Raw genomic sequence first — 12,164 nt, 5'->3', positions numbered from 1 at the left:
CTGGCCGCCGCCTGACGCTTCAGAAATGGATTAACCGAGCCAGGTCGTTGAACAGCGCGATCGCCGACAACGCGACGATGCAGATCAACCCGGCTCTTTGCAGAATTAGCTGCCAACGCTCCGAGACGGCTTTCCCGGTCGCGGCTTCAACCAGATAATATAACAGATGCCCCCCGTCCAAAACGGGAATCGGCAGCAAGTTCAGCACCCCGAGGCTAATGCTGACAAGGGCGAGGAACGACAGGAAGGCCGACGGACCGAGCCGCGCGCTCTTGCCGGCGTAGTCGGCAATCGTCACCGGGCCGGACAGGTTCTTCAGCGACGCATCGCCCGTGATCATCCGTCCGAACATCTTCAGCGAGTAAATCGCAATGTCCCACGTGCGGTGCGCACCGAGCTGCAGACTCTCGATCGGTCCATAGCGCACGTCGACCGACGGCGTGTGCATCGACAGCGACGCGCCGATGCGGCCGATCTGCTGCCCCGTTTCATCGTCGCGCTGCGCCTGCGGCACGATCTGCACGGTTTGCGTCGCGCCGCCACGCTCGACCCGCAGCTCGACCGCCTGACCCGCATGGTGCTTCACCGCGTCGATGAAGCGCGATGCGCCGCCGATCGGATTGCCGTCGAGCGCCAGCAGCTTGTCGCCGGCCTTCAGGCCCGCCTGCTCGGCCGCGCTGCCGGGCTGCACCGACGCGACCGACAGCGTGCCGCCGCCGGTCTCGAAGCCCAGGTGCATCATGAAATCGTCGTCGAGCTGGCTTTCGGGAACATTGCGCAGGTCGACGCGGAAGTCGAACGTCGCCGAACCGCCGTCGCGCGCGCCGAGCACGACCTCGCGATGATCGAACGCGGCGGACAGCAGCTTCCAGCGCAGGTCCGACCACGAGCGCACCGGCGCGGCCTCGCCGCCGTCGGCGTCGCGGATCGACACGATCGTCTCGCTGCCGTCGAAGCCCGCGCGGGCCGCCACCGTGCCGGCAGCCGGCGGCGCGAGCACCGCGGCCGGCTCGGTCACGCCGGTCGCGAATACAGCGGAAAAGAGGACGATTGCCAACAGAAAGTTCGCGATCGGGCCGGCAGCGACGATCGCGATGCGCTTGAACACCGATTGCCGGTTGAACGCCTGATCGAGTTCCTCGGGCTTGACGCTCGCCCCCGGCTCACGCTCGTCGAGCATCTTCACGTAACCGCCGAGCGGCAACGCGGAGAGCGTCCATTCAGTGCCCGTCCTGCGGCTGACCCAGCGCGCGACGGGCTGGCCGAAACCGATCGAGAAACGCAGCACCTTCACGCCGCACCAGCGCGCGACGCGATAATGTCCGTACTCATGCACGACGACCAGCACCCCGATCGCCACCGCAAACGCGATCAGTTCGACCAGCACGTTCATGAGCACCTCATTCAGACAGCGCGCTCCACGCGTGACGCAGGCGCTTTTGCAATGATCTCGGCGGCGAGGCGGCGTGCCTCGGCGTCCGCCGCAAGGACGTCATCGAGCCCATTCGGGTTACGGTTCGGCAGCGCGTTGAGCACCGCATCGACCGTCGCCGCGATCGCCATGAAGCCGATCCGGCGCTCGAGAAATGCTTCGACCGCGATTTCGTTCGCCGCGTTCAACGCGGCGCTCGCGATACCGCCCTCCTCAAGCGCCTTCAGCGCGAGCGCGAGGCACGGGAAGCGCGTGTAATCGGGCTTCTCGAACGACAGCTGTGCGATCTGCGCGAGGTCGAGCTGGTCGACACCGGCGTCGACGCGCTCCGGGAACGCGAGCGCGTGCGCGATCGGCGTGCGCATGTCGGGGTTGCCGAGCTGAGCGAGCACCGAGCCGTCGCGGTACGACACGAGCGAATGGATCACGCTCTGCGGGTGAATCAGCACGTCGATCCGGTCGCCGGCCAAGCCGAAAATCCAGTGCGCCTCGATCACTTCGAGGCCCTTGTTCATCATCGTCGCGGAATCGACGGAAATCTTGCGGCCCATCACCCAGTTCGGGTGCTTGCACGCTTCGTCCGGCGTCACGTCGACGAGCGTGGCCGGCTCGCGCGTACGGAACGGGCCGCCCGATGCGGTCAGGATGATCTTCGAGATCCCGCCGTGTTCGTTCTCGTCGCGCGGCATGCACTGGAAGATCGCGTTGTGTTCGCTGTCGACCGGCAGCAGGATCGCGCCATGATCGCGCACGGCGTCCATGAAGATCGCGCCCGACATCACGAGCGATTCCTTGTTCGCGAGCAGGATGCGCTTGCCGGCGCGCGCGGCCGCGAGGCTCGGTGCAAGGCCGGCCGCGCCGACGATCGCGGCGACGACCGTATCGCAGCCGTCGCTCTTCGACACGTCGACGAGCGCCTGCGGCCCGTACAGCACCGTGGTCTTGCTGCCCGCCGCGCGCAGTTTCGCCTCGACGTGCGCCGCCGTGTTCGCATCGCCGACCACCGCGATTTCGGGCGAGAAGCGCAGGCACTGCTCGACGAGCTTGTCGCCGTTGCGGTGCGCGGTCAACGCGTAGACCGAGAAACGCTCGGGATGGCGGGCGACCACGTCGAGCGTGCTGTCTCCGATCGAGCCCGTGGAACCGAGCAGTGTCAGACGTTTTTGCATAACAGAAATAGTGGTTTAACCAAGCAGCAGCATTGCGAGCGGCAGCACCGGCAGCAGCGCGTCGACGCGGTCGAGCACGCCGCCGTGACCGGGCAGCAGGCCGCTCGAATCCTTCACGCCCGCCTGACGCTTGAGCAGCGACTCGAACAGGTCGCCGATCACGCTGTAGACGACCAGCAGCGTCAGCGCGGCCCACGCGCCGGGCATCCCGTAACGCGCGGCGAGTGCGGAAAACAGGGTCGGCTCGAACCAGTGCGCGGCCATCGCGACACCCGCGACGACCATCACGGCGAGCCAGCCACCGATCGCGCCTTCCCAGCTCTTGCCGGGACTGATCGTAACGGCCAGTTTACGCTTTCCGAAGGCCTTGCCCGCGAAATATGCGCCGATATCGGCCAGCCAGACGACCAGAAGCAGCGACAGCACGAACGAAACGCCCTGCGCACGCGCCGCGACGACCGCGTGCCAGCAGGCCGCGAACACCGCGAGCCCGGCCGCGAGCAGGAACGGCCGCCACACGCCGCCCGCGAGCGCCGGCTTGCGCCGCAGCGAGAACGGGCCGACCAGCAGCCAGAAGACGCCGGCTGCCATAAAAAGGGGACGGGACGATGCGGCTTCGACGCCGAGCGGCGCGGTCGCCGCGAGCGCCAGCGCCGCGACGATCGCGTAGACGATCGAACCGGTCGCGCCGAGCTTGAGCAGGCGCGCCCACTCCCAGGCGGCGAACACGAGCACGACGCCGATCAGCGCGCCAAACGCGGTGAGCGGCGCGAACAGCGTCACGGGCAGCAACACTGCCAGCATCACGACCGCCGTGATCACACGGGTCTTCAGCATGAAAGGGAATCGGCGTTCTGCGATTGTGGTTCGAGCTGCGCGCTGGTGCGCCCGAAACGGCGCTCGCGCTCGGTATACGATGCGATCGCGTCGGCCAGCGCCGCGCCATCGAAGTCCGGCCAGTATTTGTCGGTGAAATAGAATTCGGCGTACGCGAGCTGCCACAGCAAGAAATTGCTGACACGCTGCTCGCCGCCGGTGCGGATGAAGAGATCGGGCTCCGGCGCATAGGCCATCGCCAGGTGCGGCGCGAACGCGTCTTCGGTCACGTCGACCTCGCGGCCCTCGCGCACGGCCTGCTCGACGAGCTTCTTCGTCGCCTGCAGGATGTCCCAGCGGCCGCCGTAGTTCGCGGCGATCGTCAGGGTGAGACGGGTGTTGCGCGCCGTCTTGGTTTCGGCGCGGCGGATCAGTTCGCGGATGCGCGGCTCGAAGCGCTCGAGATCGCCCACCACCCGCAGGCGGATCCCGTTCGCATGCAGCTTGCCGATCTCGCGCTCGAGCGCGGTGATGAACAGCCGCATCAGGAACGACACTTCGTCGTTCGGCCGGCGCCAGTTTTCCGAACTGAACGCGAACAGCGTCAGGTATTCGACGCCGGCGCGCGCGCAGCCTTCGACCACCGCCCGCACGGCATCCACGCCGCGGGTGTGCCCCGCGACGCGCGGCAAGCGGCGTTCGGTCGCCCAACGGCCATTGCCGTCCATGATGATCGCGATATGACGCGGCACGGCGCCGACGTCAGGCACGCGAACGGTAGAGCTGGTATAGGTCATGGCCGTTGAGACAGTTGCGGGAAGAAGGCGGCGCGCGAGGACGGTCGTCAGACCGTCATGATCTCGGCTTCCTTGGTCTGCACGAGCTTGTCGACTTCGGCAACGTGCTTGTCGGTCAGCTTCTGCACGTCGTCGCTCGCACGGCGCTCGTCGTCTTCCGAGATTTCCTTGTCCTTCACGAGCTTCTTGAGCGCTTCGTTCGCGTCGCGGCGCAGGTTGCGGATCGCGACCTTGGCCGTTTCGCCTTCGCTCTTGACCACCTTGGTCAGTTCGCGGCGGCGCTCTTCCGTCAGCGCGGGCATCGGCACGCGGATCAGGTCGCCGGCCGTCGCCGGGTTCAGGCCGAGATCGGCTTCGCGGATGGCCTTCTCGACCTTCGCGACCATGTTCTTTTCCCACGGCTGCACGCCGATCGTGCGTGCGTCGACGAGCGTCAGGTTCGCAACCTGCGAGATCGGCACCATCGAACCGTAGTAGTCGACCTGCACGTGATCGAGCAGACCGGTGTGCGCACGGCCCGTACGGATCTTCGCCAGATCGTTCTTGAACGCTTCGATCGAGCGCTGCATCTTCTGCTCTACGCCCTTCTTGACATCAGCGACACTCATTTCAACCTCCAAACCTTCCAACCTTCAAAGAACGCGGGCCCCGCCCGGCGCGCCTCGCACCGCGGCCGACGACCCACGCCGCTTGCCCGCATCCGCGGGAGTTTACACGTGGACGAGCGTACCTTCGTCCTCGCCCAGCACGATACGCTTGAGCGCGCCCGGCTTGTTGATCGAAAACACGCGAATCGGCAGCTTCTGGTCGCGGCACAGCGCGAAGGCCGTCGCGTCCATCACCTGCAGATTGCGGCTGATCGCCTCGTCGAAGCTGATCGTCGTGTAGCGCGTGGCCGACGGATCCTTCTTCGGATCGGCAGAATATACGCCATCGACCTTGGTCGCCTTCAGTACGACCTCGGCGCCCACTTCCGAGCCGCGCAGCGCGGCGGCCGTGTCCGTCGTGAAGAACGGGTTGCCCGTGCCGGCCGCGAAGATCACGACCTTGCCTTCCTCGAGCTGGCGGATCGCACGGGGCCGGATGTACGGCTCGACGACCTGGTCCATGCGCAGCGCGGACTGCACGCGCGCGACGATGCCGGCGTGGCGCATCGCATCCTGCAGCGCCAGTGCGTTCATCATCGTGGCCAGCATCCCCATGTAGTCGGCCGTCGCGCGGTCCATGCCGGCCGCACCGCCCGCGACACCGCGGAAAATGTTACCGCCGCCGATCACGACCGCGAGCTGCGTGCCGAGACCCACGACTTCGGCGATATCCGCCACCATCCGCTCGATCGTCGCGCGATTGATGCCGAAGGCATCGTCGCCCATCAGCGCTTCGCCGGAGAGTTTGAGGAGGACGCGTTTATAGGCATTGGACATAGGGGCTTCCGAGCGACGAGAGGATGACAACCACGAACTGTAGGGGCGAAATACTGATTCGGGCAAGCGCCGACGGTCGGACGGGGGTTCCCGGCCGGCCGGCGGCGCCGCCGGCCGCGGCGGAGCGGACGCCCGCCGCGGATACTGCCTGACTGCTTACTGCTGCTTTGCTGCTGCGACTTGTGCGGCCACTTCGGCGGCAAAGTCGTCCTGGCGCTTCTCGATGCCTTCGCCGACGACGAACAGCGCGAACTTCTGCACTGCCGCATCCGCTGCCTTCAGCATCTGCTCGATCGTCTGCTTGTCGTTCTTCACGAACGTCTGGTTCAGCAGCGACACTTCCTTCAGGTACTTCTGGACGCTGCCGTCGACCATCTTCGCGACGATTTCAGCCGGCTTGCCCGATTCGGCAGCCTTCTGCTCGGCGACACGGCGCTCCGTCTCGATCAGTTCCGCCGGCACGTCTGCCGACGACAGCGCGACCGGCTTCATCGCGGCGATGTGCATCGCGACGTCCTTGCCGACCTGCTCTTCCGCACCCGTGTACTCGACGATCACGCCGATACGCGCGCCGTGCAGGTACGTTGCGATCTTGTTCGCGGTTTCGAAACGGACGAAACGGCGGATCGACACGTTTTCGCCGATCTTGCCGATCAGGGCCAGACGGACTGCGTCGACCGTCGAGCCGTCGAGCGGCAGTGCCGACAGCGCTGCCACGTCGGCCGGGTTTTGCGTCGCGACGAGTTCTGCAACCGTCTTCGAGAATGCGAGGAAGTCGTCGTTCTTCGCGACGAAGTCGGTTTCGCAGTTCAGTTCGACCAGCGCGCCCGCGTTGCCGCCGACGAACGATGCGACGACGCCTTCGGCCGTCACGCGCGATGCCGCCTTGCTCGCCTTGTTGCCGAGCTTCACGCGCAGCAGTTCTTCAGCCTTGGCCAGATCGCCGTCGGCTTCCGTCAGCGCCTTCTTGCACTCCATCATCGGTGCGTCGGTCTTTGCGCGCAGTTCTGCCACCATGCTTGCGGTAATTGCCGCCATCATTCGCTCCTTGAGTCTGTATTCACAACGCCGCCCGCTTGGACGCGAACGGCCGAAAATCGTTTCCGGACCCGCGCCGATTCGGCGCGATCAGGTCCGGCGCACAAGCTTAAAAAAAGGGGGCCTGTTGAGAGCCCCCTTTTTGCGCCGGCTCCGGGCCAGTTACGCGTTTTCCTCGACGTACTCGTCGTCGCCACGCGCTGCCTGGACCACTTCGTTGACCGCGTTCGCACGGCCTTCCAGGATCGCGTCGGCCACGCCTTCAGCGTACAGCGCGACTGCCTTGCTCGAGTCGTCGTTACCCGGGATCACGTAATCCACACCTTCCGGCGAGTGGTTCGTATCGACCACGGCGATGACCGGCACGCCCAGCTTGTTCGCTTCCGTCACGGCAATCTTGTGGTAGCCGACGTCGACGACGAAGATTGCGTCCGGAATGCCGCCCATGTCCTTCACGCCACCGATCGACTTCTGCAGCTTGGCGATTTCGCGTTCGAACAGCAGCGCTTCCTTCTTGCTCATCTTCTCGAGCTCGCCTGCCTCGACTGCCGCTTCCATGTCCTTCAGACGCTTGATCGAAACCTTCAGCGTCTTGAAGTTGGTCATCATGCCGCCGAGCCAGCGTGCGTTGACGTACGGCATGCCCGCGCGCTGCGCTTCCTGAGCGATCGTGTCACGCGACTGACGCTTCGTGCCGACGAACAGGATCGTGCCGCGGTTCGCTGCCAGCTGGCGCACGTACTTCTGTGCGTCCGTGAACATCGGCAGCGTCTTTTCGAGGTTGATGATGTGAATCTTGTTGCGGTGACCGAAAATGAACGGAGCCATCTTCGGGTTCCAGAAACGGGTCTGGTGACCGAAGTGGACACCCGCTTCCAGCATTTGGCGCATCGTGACTGCCATGTAAATTCTCCACGAGGGTTGGGTCTTAAGCCGGCTGCCGTACCGCCGCGCGAACGCGCCCCGAAGGACGCCTCGTTCCGCGCGTCGGCACCCTGGTTGCGCCGGCTTGCGATTCGGCACGTGCGAAAATGCCCGTGCCGCAAGCCTTTCATTTCCATGCCGCCCTGTACGTCCGCCTTGGGCGCCTGTACTGCCCCATGATGGGGCATGTTCGGCATTTGGATGTCGACTTAGCCAGAGAGTATAGCACGCCGATTTGTCGGCTCTCAAGTCGCCCGGCACTTTCGCTTGCCGCGCGGCAGCCGGCCGGACAATCCGCGAAAACCCGCACCGGTACCGCCGGCAGGGGCTGCGAGGCCCGCCATAAGGTGCGATAATCCGTCAATTCACCGCATTCCAGGCATACCTCGATGGCTATTACGCTCAAAAACGAACACGATATCGCCGAGATGCGCGTCGCCTGCCGTCTCGCGAGCGAAGTGCTCGACTTCATCACGCCGCACGTCGTCGCGGGCATCACGACCGCCGAACTCGACCGGCTTTGTCACGAATTCATGCTCAACGAGCAGGGCACGATCCCCGCGCCGCTGAATTATCAGCCGCCCGGCTATCCACCGTACCCGAAGGCAACCTGCATCTCGGTCAACGACGTCATCTGCCACGGCATTCCGGGCGAGAAGGTGATCAAGAACGGCGACGCGCTGAACATCGACATCACCGTGATCAAGAACGGCTACTTCGGCGACACCAGCCGGATGTTCATCGTCGGCGAGGGCTCGATCCTCGCGAAGCGCCTCGTCCAGACCACCTATGAGTGCATGTGGCTCGGCATCGACCAGGTCAAGCCCGGCGCTCACCTCGGCGACATCGGCCATGCGATCCAGAAGCATGCGGAAGCGCAGGGCTACAGCGTCGTGCGCGAATACTGCGGCCACGGCATCGGCACGGTGTTCCACGAGGATCCGCAGGTCGTACACTACGGCCGTCCGGGCACCGGCATCGAGCTGAAGGCCGGGATGATCTTCACGATCGAGCCGATGATCAACGCCGGCAAGCGCGACATCCGCACGATGCCCGACCAGTGGACGGTCAAGACGCGCGACCGCAGCTTGTCCGCGCAGTGGGAGCACACGGTGCTCGTCACCGAGACGGGCTACGAGGTGCTGACCGTGTCCGCCGGCACGCCGGCGCGCCCGGTGTTCGCGCAACCAGCCGCCGCGGTTTGAGCGCCGCCGCGCCAGCCTGCCCCGCCCGCCCCCTGACCTGCTGACCTGAACGGCCCGCCCATGAGCGCTCACGCCGCCCCCTCGCCCGAAGCGCTGTCGCGGCGCGCCGAATTCAAGGCCGCCAAGGCCGACATGCTCGAGCGCTTTCGCAGCGCGGCGAACGTCGCGTCGCTGATGCACGCGCTATCGAAACTCACCGACGACGTGCTCAAGCGCGTGTGGGACGACTGCGGGCTGCCCGCGACGCTCGCACTCGTCGCCGTCGGCGGCTACGGGCGCGGCGAACTCGCGCCCTACTCCGACGTCGACATCCTCGTGCTGCTGCCCGATGCGCACGACCCGGCGCTCGACGCGCGCATCGAGCGCTTCATCGGGATGGCATGGGATCTCGGCCTCGAGATCGGCAGCAGCGTGCGCACGGTCGCCCAATGCATCGAGGAAGCGTCGCACGACGTCACCGTGCAGACCTCGCTGCTGGAAGCGCGCCGCATCGTCGGCAGCACCGCGCTGTTCGAGCGCTTCACCGTGCGGTACCACGAGGCGCTCGACGCGCGCGCGTTCTTCACCGCGAAGGTGCTCGAGATGCGCCAGCGCCACGCGAAGTGCCAGGACACGCCGTACAGCCTCGAGCCGAACGTGAAGGAAAGCCCGGGCGGGTTGCGCGACCTGCAGACGATCCTGTGGATCGCACGCGCGGCCGGCTTCGGCAGCAGCTGGCGCGAGCTCGACACGCGCGGCCTCATCACCGATCGCGAGGCACGCGAGCTGCGCCGCAACGAAGGATTCCTGAAGACGTTGCGGGCGCGGCTGCACGTGATCGCCGGCCGCCGCCAGGACATGCTCGTGTTCGACCTTCAGACGCAGGCCGCCGAGAGCTTCGGCTACCAGCCGACGCAGGCCAAACGCGCGAGCGAGCAGCTGATGCGCCGTTACTACTGGGCCGCGAAAGCGGTCACGCAGCTGGCGACGATCCTGATCCAGAATATCGAGGCGCAGCTGTTTCCCGCGACGAGCGGCATCACGCGCGTGCTGTCGCCCGATCGCTTCGTCGAGAAGCAGGGCATGCTCGAGATCGTCGACGACGGCGTGTTCGAACGCCATCCGGACGCGATCCTCGAAGCGTTCCTGCTGTACGAGGCGACCCGCGGCGTGAAGGGCCTGTCCGCCCGCACGCTGCGCGCGCTGTACAACTCGCGCGAGATCATGAACAACACGTGGCGGCGCGATCCGCAGAACCGCAGCACGTTCATGCAGATCCTGCAGCAGCCCGAAGGCATCACGCATGCGTTCCGGCTGATGAACCAGACGAGCGTGCTCGGCCGCTATCTGCTGAATTTCCGCCGCATCGTCGGCCAGATGCAGCACGACCTGTACCACGTGTACACGGTCGACCAGCACATCCTGATGGTGTTGCGCAACATTCGCCGTTTCGCGGTGGCCGAGCATGCGCACGAGTACCCGTTCTGCAGCCAGCTGATCGGCAATTTCGAGCGCCCGTGGGTGCTGTATGTCGCGGCGCTGTTCCACGACATCGCGAAGGGCCGCGGCGGCGACCACTCGACGCTCGGGATGGCCGACGCGCGGCGTTTCTGCCGCGAGCACGGGATCGCCAGCGACGACGCGGCGCTGATCGTGTGGCTCGTCCAGCATCACCTGACGATGAGCCAGGTCGCGCAGAAGCAGGACACGAGCGACCCCGAGGTCATCAAGCGCTTCGCCGAGGTCGTCGGCAACGAGCGCTACCTCACCGCGCTTTACCTGCTGACCGTCGCCGATATCCGCGGCACGAGCCCGAAGGTGTGGAACACGTGGAAGGGCAAGCTCCTCGAGGACCTCTACCGGATCACGCTGGCGGTGCTCGGCGGCGCGAATCCCGACGCGCATTCGGAACTGAAGTCGCGACAGGAGCAGGCGCTCGCGCTGCTGCGCCTCGAGACCGTACCCGAGGACGCGCACCGCGCGCTGTGGGATCAGCTCGACATCGGCTTTTTCCTGCGCCACGACGCGGCCGACATCGCATGGCAGACGCGCGTGCTGTACCGGCACGTGAACGCCGAAACCGCGATCGTCCGCGCGCGGCCGTCGCCGATCGGCGATGCGCTGCAAGTGCTCGTGTACGTGAAGGACCGCCCCGACCTGTTCGCGGGCATTTGCGCGTACTTCGACCGCAATGGGCTGTCGGTGCTCGATGCGCGCGTCAGCACGACGCGGCACGGCTATGCGCTCGACAACTTCATCGTCACGCAGACCGAGCTCGACGTGCACTATCGCGACATCGCGAATCTCGTCGAACAGCAACTCGCGACGCGCCTTGCCGAAACCGCGTCGCTGCCTGAGCCGTCCAAGGGCCGCCTGTCGCGGCTGTCCCGGACGTTTCCGATCACGCCGCGCGTCGACCTCCGGGCTGACGAGCGCGGCCAGTACTACATCCTGTCCGTGTCCGCCAACGACCGGCCGGGCCTTCTCTATTCGATCGCGCGCGTCCTGGCCGAGCATCGGGTCGGCGTCCACGCGGCGCGGATCAATACGCTCGGCGAACGTGTCGAAGACATCTTCCTGCTCGACGGTGCCGGCCTGTCCGACAACCGCTTGCAGATCCAGCTCGAAACCGAATTGCTGCGCGCGATCGCAGTCTGAATGAATCCCAGCGTTTATGCGCACCAAATTGACCGTCAAGAATCCGCGGCCGGCGTCGCCGACCCGCGCACCCGTCCGCTCCGGCAGCCTCGTCGCCCGCAAGGCGGTGCGCCCCGCCGCGCCGCCCGCGGCCGATAAGCCGCCGCGTCCGAAGAAGGCCGCCGCACCGGCCGCCGCCGGCGAACGCGCGTTCAAGCCGCGCGGCGCGGAGGGTGCGGATCGCGCTCCGGCAAAGCGCGCGCCGCGTGACGGCGGCGCCGAGCGCGGCTATCGCAGCGATGCGAAGCCTGGCGGCCGCGCCGAGCGCGGCGAACGTGCGCCCTACCGCGACAAGGCAGCCGGCGCAGGCGAAAAGCGCAGCTTCGGCGAACGCCGCACGTCGTCCGACCGCCCGGCGCGTCGCAGCGACGACGATACACGCCCGCGCCGCGCAGGCGCCGAAGGCGCTGCACGTGCGCCCTATCGCGACAAGGCAGCAGGCGCAGGCGAAAAGCGCAGCTTCGGCGAACGCCGTACGTCGTCCGACCGCCCGGCGCGTCGCAGCGACGACGATGCGCGTCCGCGCCGCGCAGGCGCCGAAGGCGCTGCACGTGCGCCCTATCGCGACAAGGCAGCCGGCGCAGGCGAAAAGCGCAGCTTCGGCGAACGCCGCACGTCGTCCGACCGCCCGGCGCGTCGCAGCGACGACGATGCGCGTCCGCGCCGCGCAGGCGCCGAAGGCG

General features: G+C 66.5%; 10 protein-coding genes and 1 pseudogene. 3 read left to right on the top strand and 8 right to left on the bottom strand.

The annotated features are described in order from the left end of the window. Positions 1–19 precede the first annotated feature (19 nt). The 8 genes from rseP to rpsB all read right to left on the bottom strand — a co-directional run bounded on the left by rseP (position 20) and on the right by rpsB (position 7,579). The gene (gene rseP / locus WS75_RS07810) at positions 20–1,393 is read right to left on the bottom strand and encodes an RIP metalloprotease RseP (protein ID WP_059679982.1); all 1,374 of its coding nucleotides are present in this window, start codon (positions 1,391–1,393) and stop codon (positions 20–22) included. 11 nt (positions 1,394–1,404) lie between these two features. Next, positions 1,405–2,601 carry a 1-deoxy-D-xylulose-5-phosphate reductoisomerase gene (locus tag WS75_RS07805; RefSeq protein WP_059679981.1) on the bottom strand — a complete coding sequence of 399 codons (1,197 nt, stop codon included), beginning with the start codon at positions 2,599–2,601 and terminating at the stop codon, positions 1,405–1,407. Between the two features lie 15 nt (positions 2,602–2,616). Next, positions 2,617–3,438, bottom strand: a complete 822-nt coding sequence (locus tag WS75_RS07800) for a phosphatidate cytidylyltransferase (protein ID WP_059679980.1) — start codon at positions 3,436–3,438, stop codon at positions 2,617–2,619. Continuing rightward, positions 3,432–4,214 (bottom strand): polyprenyl diphosphate synthase, encoded by a 783-nt coding sequence (gene uppS / locus WS75_RS07795; RefSeq protein WP_006758563.1) that lies wholly within the window; start codon positions 4,212–4,214, stop codon positions 3,432–3,434. The genes WS75_RS07800 and uppS overlap by 7 nt, the downstream gene beginning before the upstream one ends. A gap of 47 nt (positions 4,215–4,261) precedes the next feature. After that, entirely contained in the window at positions 4,262–4,822 is a 561-nt protein-coding gene (frr, locus tag WS75_RS07790) for a ribosome recycling factor (protein ID WP_006483822.1), read from the bottom strand. A gap of 102 nt (positions 4,823–4,924) precedes the next feature. Then, on the bottom strand, positions 4,925–5,638 hold the full coding sequence (pyrH, locus tag WS75_RS07785) for a UMP kinase (RefSeq protein WP_011885142.1): 714 nt from the start codon (positions 5,636–5,638) through the stop codon (positions 4,925–4,927). Positions 5,639–5,794: 156 nt separating this feature from the next. Continuing rightward, positions 5,795–6,676, bottom strand: a complete 882-nt coding sequence (gene tsf, locus WS75_RS07780; RefSeq protein WP_059680139.1) for a translation elongation factor Ts — start codon at positions 6,674–6,676, stop codon at positions 5,795–5,797. Between the two features lie 162 nt (positions 6,677–6,838). Further along, on the bottom strand, positions 6,839–7,579 hold the full coding sequence (gene rpsB / locus WS75_RS07775; protein ID WP_006483818.1) for a 30S ribosomal protein S2: 741 nt from the start codon (positions 7,577–7,579) through the stop codon (positions 6,839–6,841). Positions 7,580–7,989: 410 nt separating this feature from the next. Here rpsB and map point away from each other — a divergent pair, with 410 nt between their 5' ends. The 3 genes and pseudogenes from map to WS75_RS07760 all read left to right on the top strand — a co-directional run. Continuing rightward, complete coding sequence (gene map / locus WS75_RS07770; RefSeq protein ID WP_059679979.1) at positions 7,990–8,805, top strand: type I methionyl aminopeptidase; 816 nt, start codon at positions 7,990–7,992, stop codon at positions 8,803–8,805. 60 nt (positions 8,806–8,865) lie between these two features. Next, complete coding sequence (locus WS75_RS07765) at positions 8,866–11,442, top strand: [protein-PII] uridylyltransferase (RefSeq protein WP_059679978.1); 2,577 nt, start codon at positions 8,866–8,868, stop codon at positions 11,440–11,442. A 16-nt stretch (positions 11,443–11,458) separates the two neighbouring features. Then, positions 11,459–12,164 (top strand): annotated as a pseudogene (locus WS75_RS07760) (pseudouridine synthase); the annotation flags it as partial.

Source organism: Burkholderia sp. FL-7-2-10-S1-D7 (genome assembly GCF_001524185.1).
In the GTDB taxonomy this organism is placed as follows: Bacteria; Pseudomonadota; Gammaproteobacteria; order Burkholderiales; family Burkholderiaceae; genus Burkholderia; species Burkholderia diffusa.
Note: the sequence above shows the minus strand (reverse complement) of the source record. Positions and strands in the feature narration are given on the sequence as shown.

Excerpts from the sequence above, each read along its gene's own strand:
- rseP (WP_059679982.1), bottom strand. The coding sequence starts at position 1,393 with ATGAACGTGCTGGTCGAACTGATCGCGTTTGCGGTGGCGATCGGGGTG.
- WS75_RS07805 (WP_059679981.1), bottom strand. The coding sequence starts at position 2,601 with ATGCAAAAACGTCTGACACTGCTCGGTTCCACGGGCTCGATCGGAGAC.
- WS75_RS07800 (WP_059679980.1), bottom strand. The coding sequence starts at position 3,438 with ATGCTGAAGACCCGTGTGATCACGGCGGTCGTGATGCTGGCAGTGTTG.
- uppS (WP_006758563.1), bottom strand. The coding sequence starts at position 4,214 with ATGACCTATACCAGCTCTACCGTTCGCGTGCCTGACGTCGGCGCCGTG.
- frr (WP_006483822.1), bottom strand. The coding sequence starts at position 4,822 with ATGAGTGTCGCTGATGTCAAGAAGGGCGTAGAGCAGAAGATGCAGCGC.
- pyrH (WP_011885142.1), bottom strand. The coding sequence starts at position 5,638 with ATGTCCAATGCCTATAAACGCGTCCTCCTCAAACTCTCCGGCGAAGCG.
- tsf (WP_059680139.1), bottom strand. The coding sequence starts at position 6,676 with ATGGCGGCAATTACCGCAAGCATGGTGGCAGAACTGCGCGCAAAGACC.
- rpsB (WP_006483818.1), bottom strand. The coding sequence starts at position 7,579 with ATGGCAGTCACGATGCGCCAAATGCTGGAAGCGGGTGTCCACTTCGGT.
- map (WP_059679979.1), top strand. The coding sequence starts at position 7,990 with ATGGCTATTACGCTCAAAAACGAACACGATATCGCCGAGATGCGCGTC.
- WS75_RS07765 (WP_059679978.1), top strand. The coding sequence starts at position 8,866 with ATGAGCGCTCACGCCGCCCCCTCGCCCGAAGCGCTGTCGCGGCGCGCC.